At 65.8% G+C, this 15,597-nt stretch carries 9 protein-coding genes and 1 pseudogene; 5 read left to right on the plus strand and 5 right to left on the minus strand.

Features of this window, described 5'->3' with window-relative positions; genetic code table 11:
* The first annotated feature begins 61 nt into the window (after positions 1-61).
* The 4 genes and pseudogenes from CR919_RS00520 to CR919_RS00535 all read left to right on the plus strand — a co-directional run bounded on the left by CR919_RS00520 (position 62) and on the right by CR919_RS00535 (position 6,907).
* Positions 62-1,702, plus strand: a complete 1,641-nt coding sequence (locus tag CR919_RS00520; RefSeq protein ID WP_099818359.1) for an acetolactate synthase large subunit — start codon at positions 62-64, stop codon at positions 1,700-1,702.
* Between the two features lie 175 nt (positions 1,703-1,877).
* Entirely contained in the window at positions 1,878-3,389 is a 1,512-nt protein-coding gene (gene lysS / locus CR919_RS00525; RefSeq protein WP_099818360.1) for a lysine--tRNA ligase, read from the plus strand.
* Positions 3,390-3,592: 203 nt separating this feature from the next.
* Positions 3,593-4,739, plus strand: a pseudogene (locus tag CR919_RS00530) (two-component system response regulator).
* Complete coding sequence (locus CR919_RS00535; RefSeq protein ID WP_099818361.1) at positions 4,736-6,907, plus strand: response regulator; 2,172 nt, start codon at positions 4,736-4,738, stop codon at positions 6,905-6,907. Before CR919_RS00530 ends, CR919_RS00535 begins: the two are co-directional and overlap by 4 nt.
* A 96-nt stretch (positions 6,908-7,003) precedes the next feature.
* Here CR919_RS00535 and CR919_RS00540 read toward each other — a convergent pair whose 3' ends face one another.
* The 5 genes from CR919_RS00540 to betI all read right to left on the minus strand — a co-directional run bounded on the left by CR919_RS00540 (position 7,004) and on the right by betI (position 13,804).
* On the minus strand, positions 7,004-7,876 hold the full coding sequence (locus tag CR919_RS00540) for a crotonase/enoyl-CoA hydratase family protein (protein WP_099818362.1): 873 nt from the start codon (positions 7,874-7,876) through the stop codon (positions 7,004-7,006).
* A gap of 161 nt (positions 7,877-8,037) precedes the next feature.
* Positions 8,038-9,714 carry a long-chain fatty acid--CoA ligase gene (locus tag CR919_RS00545; RefSeq protein ID WP_089240952.1) on the minus strand — a complete coding sequence of 559 codons (1,677 nt, stop codon included), beginning with the start codon at positions 9,712-9,714 and terminating at the stop codon, positions 8,038-8,040.
* 201 nt (positions 9,715-9,915) lie between these two features.
* The gene (gene betA, locus CR919_RS00550) at positions 9,916-11,598 is read right to left on the minus strand and encodes a choline dehydrogenase (RefSeq protein ID WP_099818363.1); all 1,683 of its coding nucleotides are present in this window, start codon (positions 11,596-11,598) and stop codon (positions 9,916-9,918) included.
* A 101-nt stretch (positions 11,599-11,699) separates the two neighbouring features.
* Positions 11,700-13,172, minus strand: coding sequence for a betaine-aldehyde dehydrogenase (betB, locus tag CR919_RS00555; protein ID WP_099818364.1), 1,473 nt, complete (start codon positions 13,170-13,172; stop codon positions 11,700-11,702).
* A gap of 41 nt (positions 13,173-13,213) precedes the next feature.
* Positions 13,214-13,804, minus strand: a complete 591-nt coding sequence (betI, locus tag CR919_RS00560; RefSeq protein ID WP_099818365.1) for a transcriptional regulator BetI — start codon at positions 13,802-13,804, stop codon at positions 13,214-13,216.
* Between the two features lie 170 nt (positions 13,805-13,974).
* On the opposite strand from betI, the gene CR919_RS00565 reads away from it, so the two are divergent.
* On the plus strand, positions 13,975-15,525 hold the full coding sequence (locus CR919_RS00565; protein ID WP_099818366.1) for a BCCT family transporter: 1,551 nt from the start codon (positions 13,975-13,977) through the stop codon (positions 15,523-15,525).
* Positions 15,526-15,597 lie beyond the last annotated feature (72 nt).

The raw sequence follows: 15,597 nt of genomic DNA on the forward strand, positions 1-15,597 counted from the left end.
GCTTGCTGTCAGCATCCCTGCAACGTTCCATCATCACGCACTGCGAGAAGGACGTCATTCCATGTCCAAGGGTTCCGATCTGCTCGTCGCCGCACTCGAAAACGAGGGCGTCGAGCGCATTTTTGGCATTCCCGGTGAAGAGAACCTCGATGTCGTCGAGTCGCTTCGCCACTCCAGCATCGAGCTGGTCATCACCCGCCACGAACAGGCTGCCGTGTTCATGGCCGCCACCTACGGCCGCCTGACCGGCAAACCGGGCGTCTGCCTGGCCACGCTTGGCCCGGGCGCACTGAACTTCACCACCGGTGCCGCCTATGCGCTGCTCGGTGCGTGGCCGGTGATCATGATCACCGGGCAGAAGGGCATCGTCGCCAGCAAGCAGGCGCGCTTCCAGATCGTCGACATCGTCAGCACGATGAAGCCGCTGACCAAGTCAGCGCGGCAGATCGTCTCGGCACGCACCATCCCGACCATCGTCCGCGAGGCGTTCCGCACCGCCCTGGAAGAGCGTCCCGGCCCGGTGCTGCTGGAACTGCCCGAGGACATCGCGGCGATGGAGGTCGAGGACGTCGCACTGATCCCGCCACACCCGGTGGATCGGCCGATTGCCAGCCCCGAGGCGCTGGACCGCGCGGCGCAGATCATCCGCGACGCCAAGCGGCCGCTGCTGGTGATCGCGTCGGCCGCCTCGCGGCCGCAGTCCAGCGAGGCGCTGTCGGCCTTCGTGCTGCGCGCCGGCATTCCATTCGTCACCACGCAGATGGGCAAGGGCGCGGTGGCCGGTGGCTCGGGCCTGTACATGGGCACGGCGGCGCTGAGCGAGCGCGACTACGTGCACATGGCCATCGACCAGGCCGACGTGATCGTGACCATCGGCCACGAGGTGACGGAGAAGCCGCCCTTCGTGATGCGCCCGGGTGGCCGCACGGTCATCCACATCGGCTATTCGCAGGCCGCGGTGGAGCAGGTGTACTTCCCGCAGGTGGAGGTGATCGGCGATATCGGCCGCTCGCTGACCCTGCTGGCCGACCGTATCGAAGGCAAGGTGGACAACGCCGCTGCACTGCTGCCGCTGCGCGCGACGATCCTGGAGCACATCGCCGATCGTGCCGAAGAGGCCGGCTTCACGCCGCAGCGGCTGGTGCATGACGTGCGCCAGGTGATGCCGCCGGACGGCATCGTGGCGCTGGACAACGGCATGTACAAGATCTGGTTCGCGCGCAACTACCGCACCCAGGTGGCGAACACGCTGCTGCTGGACAACGCATTGGCAACGATGGGCGCGGGCCTGCCGTCGGCGATCATGGCCTCGATCCTGTACCCGCAGCGCCGCGTGCTGGCGGTGTGTGGCGATGGCGGTTTCATGATGAACAGCCAGGAGCTGGAGACCGCGCGTCGGCTGGGACTGAACCTGGTGGTGCTGATCCTCAACGACGGTGCCTACGGGATGATCCGCTGGAAGCAGGCGGTGGACGGCTTCGCCGATTACGGCATGACCTTCGGCAATCCGGACTTCGTCAAATACGCCGAAGCCTATGGCTGCCAGGGGCATGAGGTGACCGCGATCGAGCAGTTCATTCCGACGCTGGAAGCGGCGTTCACGGCGGGTGGCGTGCATCTGGTGTCGGTGCCGATTGATTATTCGGAGAACCAGCGGGTGCTGGTGGACGAGCTGCGGCAGGCGTTCCCCGGGAACGGGTAGGTGCGGATGGTTGGGTAGCGCCGGGCCATGCCCGGCGGATTTCCGGGGAACGACCGCCGGGCATGGCCCGGCGCTACCGGTTCCGCAGGGGCCGGGGCAGGGCGCTTTTGGTATGCTGGGCAACCGGCTGTGCCGGGCGCAAGACTCCCCCTCACTACACGATTCCCGCAGATCCATGAGCGAAGCTACCGATACCCCCCCCGTCGACGAAAACAAGTTGATCGCCGAGCGCCGTGAGAAACTCAAAGCGCTGCGTGGGCAGGGCATCGCGTACCCGAACGACTTCCGTCGCGAGGACTTCGCCGGCAGCCTGCAGGAAGAATTCGCCGATGCGGAACAGTGGACCGCCGAAACCCTGGAAGGCAACGGCCGCCAGGTGAAGATGGCCGGTCGCCTGATGGCCAAGCGGGTCATGGGCAAGGCCAGCTTCGCCCAGATCCAGGACGAATCCGGCCGCATCCAGCTGTTCCTGCAGGGCAGCGTGCTGGGCGATGCCTACACCGCCTTCAAGGGCTGGGACGTGGGCGACATCATTGCGGTCGAGGGTGGCCTGACCCGCACCAAGACCGGCGAGCTGTCGGTCAAGGCCGAGTCGATCCGCCTGCTGACCAAGTCGCTGCGCCCGCTGCCGGACAAGTGGCATGGCCTGGCCGACGTCGAGCAGCGCTACCGCCAGCGCTATGTCGACCTGATCGTGACCCCGGAGTCGCGTGCGGTCTTCATCAAGCGCTCGAAGATCATCCGTGCGATGCGTGCATGGCTGGACAACCGCGACTTCCTCGAAGTCGAGACGCCGATGATGCATTACATCCCCGGCGGCGCGGCGGCCAAGCCGTTCACCACCCACCACAACGCGCTGGACCTGGACCTGTACCTGCGCGTGGCGCCGGAGCTGTACCTCAAGCGCCTGACCGTCGGTGGCCTGGAGCGCGTCTACGAGATCAACCGCAACTTCCGCAACGAAGGTGTCAGCACCCGCCACAACCCGGAATTCACCATGATGGAACTGTACGAGGCGTATGCCACGTACAACGAGATCATGGACCTGACCGAAGGCGTGATCCGTGACGTGGCGCAGTCGGTGAACGGCTCCACCACGGTGGAGTGGGACGGCGCCAACATCGACCTGGGCCCGGCGTTCCGCCGCTGGCGCATGGACGAGGCGGTGCGCCACCACAACCCGGAAATCTCGGCGGAAGACTGCACCGACCGTGACGCGCTGCTGCGCCATTGCGAGCGCTTGAAGATCCGCGTCAAGCCGTCCTACGGCTGGGGCAAGCTGCTGCTGGAGATCTTCGAAGCCACCGTCGAGCACACCCTGATCCAGCCGACCTTCATCACCGACCACCCGGTGGAGGTCTCGCCGCTGGCCCGTGCCAACGACAACGATCCGGGCTACACCGACCGCTTCGAACTGTTCGTCAACGGCAAGGAACTGGCCAACGGCTTCTCCGAGCTGAACGACCCGGAAGACCAGGCCCAGCGTTTCCAGGCACAGGTGGCGGCGAAGGAAGGCGGCGACGACGAGGCCATGCACTACGACGCCGACTACATCCGTGCGCTGGAGTACGGCATGGCGCCGACCGGCGGCCTCGGCATCGGCGTCGATCGCCTGGTGATGCTGCTGACCGGCAGCAGCTCGATCCGCGACGTGCTGCTGTTCCCGTACATGCGTCCGGAGCAGTAACCGGCTTTTTCGGCGTCCGTTTGTGCGCGCCGTCGCGGTTTGAGACGGCGCCATTGACGCGTCCCGCACTCGGCGTATCGTTATTGCACAACCTTGACACCGGCTATGGCTTGATGGCGTCAGGGGAGGCCGCAATGTGGAGAATTCGCTTCACATTGTGACGACGATCATGAATCGGGGAGCTTGTGACGGGAGTCGAGCCGATGCAGGGTGCCAGCGTGCGCAGCGGCGGGGTATCCTCGCCCGCTGACCTTTCAGCATGGTCGAGAAAGCAGGCAGAGAACGCCTTGAACATCGTCATCGTCGACGACCAGACTTCCGCACGGACGATGCTTCGTCACGTCATCGAGGACATCGCGCCGGAACTGAGCGTGCATGACTTCGGCGATCCGTTGACCGCGCTGGCGTGGTGCGAATCGTATCCGGTCGACCTGCTGCTTCTCGATTACCGCATGCCGGAGATGGACGGGCTGGAATTCGCCCGCCGCTTCCGCCGGCTGCCCAAACACCGCGATATTCCGGTGATCCTGATCACCGTGGTCGGCGACGAGCCGATCCGCCAGGCGGCACTCGAAGCCGGCGTGATCGATTTCCTGGTCAAGCCGATCCGTCCGCGTGAGCTGCGCGCACGCTGCTACAACCTGTTGCAGCTGCGCCAGCAGACCGAGAACGTGAAGCAGCGCGCCCTGTCACTGGAGCAGCGGCTGCTGGCCAGCATGCATGAGGTGGAGGAGCGCGAGCGCGAAACGCTTTCACGGCTGGCACGTGCGATCGAGTTCCGTGATGCCGGCACCAGTGCCTACCTTGAACGGATGGCGCGCGTGGCTGGCCTGATCGCCGAGCAGCTGGGCCTGCCGGAAAGACGACGTCAAGTTGATCGAAATGGCTGCGCCGCTGCATGACATGGGCAAAATCGCCATTCCCGATGCGGTGCTGCTCAAGCAGGGCAAGCTCAATGATGAGGAGCTGGCGATCATGCGCCGGCATCCGCGCATTGGCCACGAACTGCTCAGTGGCAGCCAGAACCGCTTCATCCAGGTCGGTGCATTGATCGCGCTGCGCCACCATGAGCGTTACGACGGCAGTGGTTATCCCGATGGCCTGGTCGGCGACGCGATTCCGCTGGAGGCACGCATCGTTGCCGTGGCCGACGTGTTCGATGCGCTGATCTCGCCGCGCCCCTACAAGGAAGCGTGGACGATGGAAGCCACCATGGCCTACCTGTATGCCCAGCGTGGGCGCCTGTTCGACCCGCGTTGCGTGGATGCATTGCTGCGTGGCCGCGAACAGCTGGAGCAGATCTGCGCCGAGCATTCCACAGCTTCGGCACGGCCGGGACTGGGCGAGTGAAACGCCTGCTGTCGAGATTGCGTCTTCGCCTGTCCCAGCGCCAGGACAGCGAGCATGGCCAACAGATCGTCCGCATCATCCTGATCAGTCTGATCCTGGCGTACGTACTGTTGCCTTCGGCGCGGCATGAGCTGCCGCACAGCCAGTATGTCGGTGTGCTGGCGATCGTGTTGACCGGCCTGAGCCTGTCGCTGCTGTTGTTCGGCTGGCTGTTGTGGCGACCGCAGCGCTCCGATCCCCGGCGCGTACTGGGCATGCTGGCCGATTACGGCCTGATCGCCGCCGGCATGATCCAGATGGGTGAGCCGCTGTCGTGGGTCTACATCGTGGTGATGTGGGTGACGGTGGGCAACGGCATGCGCTTCGGCAACCACTACCTGTATGTGGCCGTGGCGATGGCGATGGTCAGCTTCGGCAGCACCGCACTGTCCACGCCGTATTGGCAGCAGAATGCACGCCTGGCCATCGGCCTGTGGCTTGGCCTGGCGGCGGTTCCGCTGTATTTTTCCACGCTGCTGCGGCAGTTGACCGAAGCGATGGCCGAGGCGCGGCGCGCCAGCGAAGCCAAGAGTCGATTCCTGGCCAACATGAGCCACGAGTTTCGCACCCCACTCAATGGATTGAATGGCATGACAGAAGTGTTGGCGACCACGCGCCTGGATGACGAGCAGCGTGAGTGCGTGAGTACCATCCAGGCGTCATCGCGCAGCCTGCTGGCGCTGGTCGAGGAAGTGCTGGACATCTCGGCGATCGAGGCCGGCAAGCTGCGCGTCGTTGCCGAGGATTTCGTTCTTTCCGAAGTGATCCAGGCCATCGGCCTGATCCTGTTGCCGCAGGCCAAGGCCAAGCGCCTGGACTATCGGGTGAAGGTGGCCGAGACCGTGCCGCCGACGCTGCGCGGCGATGTCGGGCATCTGCGGCAGATCCTGCTCAACCTGGCCGGCAATGCGGTCAAGTTCACCGACCACGGCCGGGTCGAGATCCGCGTCAGCGTTGTCCACGCAGACACCCAGGGCGGGGTGCGGCTGCGCTTCGACATTCTCGACACCGGCATTGGCGTCGCACCGGCGATGCGCCCGCGCTTGTTCGAGGCCTTCGAGCAGGCCGACGTCAGCATGGCCCGTCGCCATGAAGGTACAGGCTTGGGCACGACCATCGCCAAGGGGCTGGTCGAAGCGATGGACGGCGAGATCGGTTACCTGGACAACCCGCCGCAGGGCAGCCACTTCTGGGTGGAACTGCCGTTCGCGCCACCGCAGCCGGTGGTGCCGGGTGCGGTGCCGACCCTCGCTGCGGGCGACGAAGCCGGTGCCGGCGGCAATGTCATCGCCTTTGCCGATCCGTTCCTGCGCCATCGCGCGCGCGTGCGCAGCATGCAGATCCTGGTCGCCGACGACCATGAGGCCAACCGCATGGTGCTGCAGCGGCTGCTGCAGAAGGCCGGGCACAAGGTGCTGTGCGTCGATGGTGGCGAGGCGGTGCTCGACGCACTGGCTGAAAGCGAGTTCGATGCGGCCATCGTCGATCTGCACATGCCGGGCATGAGTGGCCTGGACATGCTGAAGGAACTGCGGGTGATGCAGGCCGGTGGCGGCCCGCGCACGCCGGTGCTGGTGCTCAGCGCCGACGTTACTCCCGAAGCGATCCAGCGCTGTACCCAGGCCGGTGCACACGCGTTCCTGGCCAAGCCTGTAGTGGCCGTGCGCCTGCTGGATACCCTGGCCGAGATCGCCAACAACGCCCAGCTCAAGGCCAGTGCGCCGCCGATCGTGCGCACCGTCACCAACCTCGATGGCGTGCTTGATACCGGCGTGCTGGATGAACTGGCGTCGCTGGGAATGGGCGAGGGTTTCGAGCGTGAATTCATCCGCCAGTGCCTGGACGATGCCGAATCGTGCCTGCGCAAGGCCGAAGGCGACGGCGAAGCGGCCCGCTGGGGCGCTTTCCGCGAGCAGTCCCATGCGATCAAGGGCGTCGCCAGCAACCTGGGCCTGGTGCGCGCGTCCAACCGTGCCGGTGAGTTGATGCGGATGGCCGACTGGCAGCTCAAGGCCGAATGGCGGCAGCGTCTTGCGGTGCTGCAGGGGGCGATCAAGGAAGGCCGGCAGGCGCTCGATGCGCGCGCAGAGCGCAAGGCGCGTGGTGTGGCCGACGACGGCGAGCGCTAGCGCTGGGTCCGTGCGGCAGGCTGCCGGGCGCTGCACGCCCCATAAAAAAAGCCCGGTGGCCAGCCGGGCTTGAACCCTGCGGGGGAGGGGAACGTATCAGGCCACATCCAGATTGGCGCGTCGGGTCTGCGCCTTGATCAAACGGTCCATGGTCCGCAGCGAACGGTCGCCCAGGGCCAGCGCCGAATCGACCCAGACCTTGGTGATTTCCAGCAGTTCGTCATAACTGACCGCCTGCGCCAGGTTGCGCGCGGCATTCATCGCCAGGTACGACTGTGGCAGGCGCTGCTGCTGGCGGATCATCTCTTCGACTGCACTGCGACCTTCACCTTTCCTGACCAGCACGTCGACCACGCCCATCGCGTGCATCTCCTCGGCGCTGTAGACACGGCCGTCGAGGATGATCTTCTCGGCCAGCTGCGGCGCCACCCGGCGGCACAGGAACGAGTAGGCGCCCATGCCCGGGAACAGGCCGAACAGCACTTCGGGCAGGCCCATGCCGCAGCCTTCCTCGGCCACGATGGTGTGGCAGGCCAGGGCCATTTCCAGGCCGCCACCCAGTGCATCGCCCTGGATCAGGGCGATCGAACGGACATCGCCGCCGAAGCCGGTGTGCAGATGGTGCACGCCCTCCACGCAGCGTTGCGCGTAGGTCAGCAGCAGGTCGCGGTTGCCTTCGCGGATCAGGCGGGTGAACAGGTCCAGGTCGCCGCCCAGGTTGTAGGCGGCGGCGTCGGAGGCCAGCACGAAATGGCGCAGCTGGCCGCTGTGGCGCTGCGCCGGGCCGCGGGTGATGGCGCTCATGTAGCTCCACATCTCGTCCAGCATGTCCTTGCGGCAGCAGGGACGCACGCCGGTGGAGGCGTCGGCGTGCATGAACAGCCAGTGGGCGGCGCCGTCGGCGCTGTCCTGGGTGCGGATGGTGGCATAGGGCGAGCCGCTGCTGGGCAGCTTTTCGATGGTACTCATGGAAGGGTCCTCGGCGGTGCGGCCCGCAGATCAAGGTGGTGGCCGGCGGGCCGAACGGTCCACTCACGCGGCGATGCTACACCGGCCCCGGGCCCGCGCACGCGAAAAGGCCCGGGTCGTTGCCGACCCGGGCCTGAGTGCGTTCAACTTTCCGCAAACCCTTACGGGGCGGGCGTATCGCGGAGTTCGCGACGCAGGATCTTGCCGACGTTGGTCTTCGGCAGCTCTTTTCGGAATTCAACGATTCTGGGGTGCTTGTAGCCGGTCAGGTTGGCCCGGGCGTGTTCCTTGACCATCTCGGCGGTCAGGTTCGGGTCCTTCTTGACGATGACCACCTTGACCACCTCGCCGGACTTCTCGTCCGGTACGCCCACTGCGGCCACTTCCAGCACGCCCGGCATCATCGCGATCACGTCTTCGACTTCATTCGGGTACACGTTGAAGCCGGACACCAGGATCATGTCCTTCTTGCGGTCGACGATGTAGAAGAAGCCGTGCTCGTCCATCTTCGCCATGTCGCCGGTGTGCAGCCAGTCGTCGGCGTCGATGGCCTTGGCGGTTTCCTCGGGGCGCTGCCAGTAGCCCTTCATCACCTGCGGGCCGCGGATGCACAGTTCGCCCACTTCACCCAGCGCCAGGATGTTGCCGTTGTCGTCCTTGATGCAGGCATCGGTGGACGGAATCGGCAGGCCGATCGAGCCGTTGTACTCGGCCAGGGTCAGCGGGTTGATGCAGGCCGCCGGCGAGGTCTCGGTCAGGCCGTAGGCCTCGACTAGGGTGACGCCGGTGGTCTTCTTCCAGCGTTCGGCCACCGCACGCTGCACGGCCATGCCGCCGCCCAGGGTCACCTTCAGCGAGGAGAAGTCGACGGTGTCGAAACCGGGGGTGTTGAGCAGGCCGTTGAACAGCGTGTTGACGCCGGTGATCGCGGTGAAGCGCACCGACTTGAGCTCCTTGACGAAGCCCTTCATGTCACGCGGGTTGGTGATGAGGTGGTTGCAGCCACCGAACTTCATGAAGACCAGGCCGTTCGCCGTCAACGCGAAGATGTGGTACAGCGGCAGGGCGGTGATGATCCATTCCTTGCCCATCTCGATGCCCGATGCGCTGATCCAGGCCGAGGCCTGCTGCATGTTGGCGATCAGGTTGCGGTTGGTCAGCATCGCGCCCTTGGCCACCCCGGTGGTCCCGCCGGTGTACTGCAGGAACGCCACGTCGTCGTGGTCGATCTCGACCTTCGGCAGCGTGTGGCGGCTGCCCAGCTTGAGCGCCTGTTTGAAGCGCACCGCGCCCTTCAGATGGTAGTTGGGCACCATCTTCTTGATGTACTTGAGCACGAAGTTGACGATCACGCCCTTGGTGCCGAGCAGGTCGCCCAGGCCGGTGGTGACCACATGCTTGACCGGCGTATCGGCGATGACCTGTTCGACGGTGTCGCCGAAGTTGTCCACCACCACGATCGCGGCAACCCCGGCGTCGACCAGCTGATGCTTCAGCTCGCGCGCGGTGTACAGCGGGTTGACGTTGACCACGGTCAGGCCGGCACGCAGCACGCCGAAGGTGGCCACCGGGTACTGCAGGCAGTTGGGCATCATCAGGGCGACGCGGTCGCCCTTCTTGAGCTTCAGCTCGCCCAGCAGGTAAGCGGCGAACTGCTCGACCAGGGCATCGGTCTCACCGTAGGTGAGGGTCTTGCCGAAACTGGAGTAGGCCGGTCGGTCGCGGTACTTCGCGACGGACGCGTCGAAGACCGAAACTACCGAATGGAACTCGTTGACGTCGATTTCGGCGGGAACGCCTTTCGGATAGCTCTGCAGCCAGGGACGATCCAGACTCATATTCCCCCTCCAGGAATCGTAATGATGGGTGCGGCGCGGACAGTATCCGCCAGAACCGCTCTCCGCAGCATACCGTCCCGTAGGGAAAACGCGAAGAGGCGTGCCGCGTAGTGGCTGGATGCGTCAGAAGACGCCGGGCATGGCCCGGCGCTACCGAAGGGGCAGAGGCAGCGCCGGGCCATGCCCGGCGAAGCAGCCGTGTCAGCCGCGGCTGCGCACCGGAGCGCCGTTGGCCTTGTAGTACGGCGCAGTGCTGCGCGGCAGCGGGGTGCGGCCACGGATCACATCGGCCAGCTTCTCGGCGATCATGATGGTCGGCGCGTTGAGGTTGCCGGTGACCACCTGCGGCATGATCGAGGCATCGACGATGCGCAGGGCTTCCAGGCCGTGCACGCGACCCTGGCCGTCGACCACCGCCATCGGATCATCGGCGTGACCCATCTTGTTCGAGCACGACGGGTGGTAGGCGGTCTCGGCATGCTCGCGCACGAACGCATCGATCTGCGCGTCGGTCTGCAGCGCGCTGCCCGGCGAGATCTCGCGGCCACTGTACGGTGCCAGCGCCGGCTGCGCGAAGATCTCGCGGGTGATCCGGATCGCCGAACGGAACTCGCGCCAGTCCTGGTCGTGCGACATGTAGTTGAACAGGATGCTGGGATCTTCGCGCGGGTCCTTCGAGCGCACGTGGATGCGGCCACGGCTCGGCGAGCGCATCGAACCGACATGCATCTGGAAGCTGTGCGCCTTGATCGGGTTGGATCCGTTGTAATTGATCGCCACCGGCAGGAAGTGATACTGCAGGTTGGGCCAGTCGAATTCGGCATCGCTGCGGATGAAACCGCCAGCTTCGAACTGGTTGCTGGCGCCGATGCCGGTGCCCAGGAACAGCCATTCGGCGCCGATCGCCGGCTGGTTGTACAGCTTCAGTGCCGGGGCCAGCGAGACCGGCTTCTTGCACTCGTACTGCAGATACATTTCCAGATGATCCTGCAGGTTGGCGCCGACGCCGGGCAGGTGGTGCACCAGGTCGATGTCGAGGCTGCGCAGCAGGTCGGCCGGGCCGACGCCGGATCGCTGCAGGATCTGCGGCGAGGCGATGGCGCCGCCGCACAGCAGCACTTCGCGGCGGGCGGTGGCGCGCTGCGGCTGGTCGTTGTGCAGCCACTGCACGCCCACGGCGCGCTTGCCCGAGAACAGGATGCGGTCGGTCAGCGCGTGGGTGACGATGGTCAGGTTCGGGCGCGGCTTGGCCAGGTCCAGGTAGCCACGCGCGGTGCTGGAGCGACGGCCCTTCGGGGTGACCGTGCGGTCCATCGGACCGAAGCCTTCCTGCTGGTAGCCGTTGAGATCGTCGGTGCGCGGGTAACCGGCCTGCACGCCGGCCTCGACCATCGCTGCGAACAGTTCGTTGTTGCCGGCCTTGGGCGTGGTAACGCGCAGCGGGCCGTCACCGCCGTGGTAGTCATTGGCGCCGATGTCGCGGGTTTCGGCCTTGCGGAAATACGGCAGGCAGTCCAGGTAGGTCCAGTCTTCCAGGCCCGGCATGCCGGCCCAGTTGTCGTAGTCCATCGCGTTGCCGCGGATGTAGCACATGCCGTTGATCAGCGACGAACCGCCCAGGCCCTTGCCACGACCGCAGTCCATCCGGCGGTTGTTCATGAAGGGCTCGGGATCGGTCTTGTACGCCCAGTTGTAGCGGCGGCCCTGCAGCGGGAAGGCCAGTGCGGCGGGCATCTGGGTACGGAAGTCGAGCCGGTAGTCCGGGCCACCGGCTTCCAGCAGCAGCACGCTGACATCGGCATCTTCGGTGAGGCGGGTGGCCAGCACGTTGCCGGCCGAACCGGCGCCGATGATGATGTAGTCGTACTCGTTATGGGTGCTCATGGTTGCTCTCCTGCAGGCCGGGCGCACTGCGTGCAGGCGTCCCGGCGGAATGTCGGATCGGCGCGGTGGCCGGACGATGGGCGGTGCTCGGGGCGCGCCGGTCAGAACACGCTGGCGTAGTCGCCCAGTTCGACCTGCACCGACTTGATGCGGGTGTAGTGGCCGAGGGTGGAGATGCCGTTCTCGCGGCCGACACCGGACTGCTTGTAGCCACCGACCGGCATTTCCGCCGGCGACTCGCCCCAGGTGTTGATCCAGCAGATGCCGGCTTCCAGGCGATGGATGATGCGATGTGCGCGGCTGATGTCCTTGCTGACCACGCCTGCGGCCAGGCCGAAGGTGGTGTCGTTGGCACGACGCACCACTTCGTCCTCGTCGTCGTAGGCGAGGATGCTCATCACCGGCCCGAAGATTTCTTCCCGGACAATGGTCATGTCATCGCGGCAGTCGGAGAACACCGTCGGCAGCACATAGGCGCCCTCGGCCAGGGCGCCGTCGGTGGCGCGACCGCCGCCGGTCAGCAGGCGCGCGCCTTCGCTCTTGCCGCTTTCGATGAAGCGCAGCACGTTGTCCATGTGCGGGAAGCTGGTCAGCGGGCCGAAGTTGGTCTCGGCGGCCATCGGGTCGCCGATGCGGATGCGCTTGACGCGCTCGACCACGGCGGCTTCGAACGCGGCCAGCATGCTGCGCGGCACGAACACGCGGGTGCCGTTGGTGCAGACCTGGCCGGAGCTGAAGAAGTTGGCCATCACCGCGATGTCGGCGGCGCGGTCCAGATCGGCGTCGTCACAGATCACCAGCGGCGACTTGCCGCCCAGTTCCATGGTCACCTCCTTCAGCGACGACGAGGCGGCGCTGGCCATCACCTTCTTGCCGGTGGCGACGCCGCCGGTGAAGGAGATCTTCTCGATCACGGGGTGCTCGGTCAGCCAGTTGCCGATCTCGCGGCCGGGACCCTGCACGACGTTGAACACGCCGTCCGGCACGCCAGCTTCGGTGTAGATCTCGGCCAGCTTGATCGCGGTCAGCGGGGTCACTTCGGACGGCTTGAACACCATCGCATTGCCGGCGGCCAGGGCCGGGGCCGACTTCCACATGGCGATCTGGATCGGGTAGTTCCAGGCGCCGATGCCGGCGACCACGCCCAGCGGCTCGCGGCGGGTATAGAAGAAGCTCGATTCGCGCAGCGGCAGCTGGATGCCTTCGATGGCCGTGGCCAGGCCGGCGTAGTACTCCAGCACGTCGGCACCGGTGACGATGTCCACCGTGGTGGTTTCGGCCAGCGCCTTGCCGGTATCCAGGGTTTCCAGATGGGCCAGCTCGTCATTGCGCTCGCGCAGGATCTCGACGGCGCGGCGCAGGATGCGCGAGCGCTCCATCGCGGTCATCGCTGCCCACACCTTCTGGCCTTCGCTCGCGCTTTCAACCGCGCGCTCGACATCGGCCTGGCTGGCGATCTGCACGTCGGCCAGCACCTGGCCAGTGGCCGGGTTGATGGTCTGGAAGGTCTTGCCACTGGTGGCATCGATGCGGCGGCCGTGGATGTAGAGCTGTTGCACGGGCAGGGTGGTCATCGGCTTGCTCCTGGAAGGGGTGGGGCGGGTTGCTGGCGCGCTCAGGGCGCGTTGGCCTGCAATTGGAAATCGATGTAGCCGTAGGCGATGCGGCGTGCCTTGTCGGCGTTGAAGTCACCGCCGACCAGGCTGCCGCGCAGCCACAGGCCGTCGATCATCGCGGCCAGTCCGCGTGCGGACAGGCGTGCCTGTGCATGCGGCAACTGGCGGTTGAACTGGTGGCAGAGGTTGGAGAACAGTCGCTGGTCGTTGGCACGCTGCAGCCGGGTCAGTTCCGGCTGATGCATGCTCGCGGCCCAGAACGTCAGCCATACACGCATGGCGGTCCCGTTGGTCTGGCTGTCGTCGAAGTTGCCATCGACGATGGCGCGAAGCTGTGAACGTGCGTCGTCGGCGGCCGCGTCGCGATAGCGGGCGACGGCGGCCTTCAGCTCGCGCAGGATCTGCCGCATCGCGGCATTGAGCAGGCCGTCCTTGTCGCCGAAGTAGTGGGCGACGATGCCGCTGGACAGGCCGGCCTTCTTGGCGATGGTAGCGACGGTGGCATCGGCCATGCCGATCTCGTCGATGGTCTGGAAAGTGGCCCGGATCAGCTGCTCGCGGCGGACCGGTTCCACGCCTTTCTTCGGCATTGTCTCTCCACGGATTGCGACCCGGGATACCGGGCTGGTGAAGATCATACTTTTTATTGATTGAACGTTCAATCAATAAACCCTACGATGCCGGTCGCGCCCCCACGCCATGGGCCCGGTTTCCGGTCCGGCCCCGCCCATGTGCCCCCCTGGACTGATGAGACGACCCCATGTCTTCCCTGGCTCATCCCAAGCGCTCGCCCCTGCGCTTGAACCGTTTCGTGTTCTTCAGTTCGTCGGTCTCCATCGGCATCCTCGGTGCGTTGACCGTGTTCTTCCCACAGGCCAGCGAGCACTGGCTGCAATGGGCACAGGCCGAGGTCTCGGCGGCGTTCGGCTGGTGGTACATGCTGCTGATCGTGGCCTGCCTGGGCTTCGTGCTGTGGCTGGCGTTCTCGCCGTATGGCCGCATCCGCCTGGGCCATAACGAGGAATCGCCCGCCTTCGGCTACGTGGCCTGGGTGTCGATGCTGTTCTCGGCCGGCATCGGCATCGCGCTGCTGTACTACGGCGCCTACGAGCCGCTGGACCATTTCCTCAACCCGCCCGGGCAGCCCGGCGGCACCGTCTCGGCCGGACGCGAAGCAATGGTGCTGACCTTCCTGCACTGGGGGCTGCACGGCTGGGCGTTGTACGCCCTAGTCGGCGTGGCGCTGGGCTACTTCGCCTACCGCCGCAACCTGCCGCTGGCGCTGCGTTCGGCGCTGTACCCGATCTTCGGCGAGCGCATCCATGGCCGCATCGGTGACATGGTCGATGGCTTCGGCATCCTGGCGACGCTGATCTCGATGGTCACCAACCTGGGCATCGGTGCGCTGGTGGTGCAGTCCGGCCTGGTCTACCTGTTCCACATCCCGGATACGCCGCAGGTGCTGGTGGCGATCGTGCTGGTGATGATGGTCGTGGCCACCATCGGCGTCGTTGCCGGTGTGGAGAAGGGCATCGCCTGGCTGTCCAACCTCAACGTGCGGCTGCTGTGCCTGCTGCTGCTGTTCGTGCTGGTGACCGGTCCGACCCTGCACCTGTTCGATGGCCTGGTGCAGAACACCGGCGACTATCTGGGCGCGTTCGTGCGCAAGAGCTTCGACATGTACCTCAATGACCCGAAGGGGCGTGAGTGGATGGGCTCGTGGACGCTGTTCTACTGGGCCTGGTGGATTGCCTGGGCACCGTTCGTGGGCCTGTTCGTGGCGCGCATCTCGCGCGGCCGCACCATCCGTGAAGTGATCATGGGCGTGCTGCTGATCCCGCTGGGTTTCACCCTGGCGTGGCTGTCGATCTTCGGCAACACCGCCATCGACCTGGTGTTGAACCACGGCCAGGCGGTGCTGGGCGAAGTGGCCCAGCATGATGCGGCGATGACCCTGTTCAAGCTGCTGGAGTACCTGCCTGCAGCGCCGTACATCGCCGGTGCGGCGGTGGTGATCGGTTTCGTGTTGTTCCTGACCCCGGTTGATTCGGGCACGCTGATGATCGCCAACCTGTGCACCCGGCGTGTCGATGATGGCGTGGAGGACGGGCATGACGCGCCGATCTGGCTGCGCGTGTTCTGGGCGGCGGGCATCACCGTGGCCAGCGTCGGCCTGCTGCTGGCCGGCAACTTCAGCGCGATGCAGACGGCGGTGGTGCTGTGCGGCCTGCCGTTCTCGTTCATCCTGGCGTTCTACATGTGGGGCCTGTTGAAGGCGCTGCGTACCGACCCGGATGCGCCGCGCCGGTGATGTTGTGTAGAGCCGAGCCGATGCTCGGCTGCTGCTCGCGGAAATGCAGCCGAGGGCAGCCTCGGCTCTACA

Source organism: Stenotrophomonas sp. LMG 10879 (genome assembly GCF_002750935.1).
GTDB lineage: Bacteria > Pseudomonadota > Gammaproteobacteria > Xanthomonadales > Xanthomonadaceae > Stenotrophomonas > Stenotrophomonas lactitubi_B.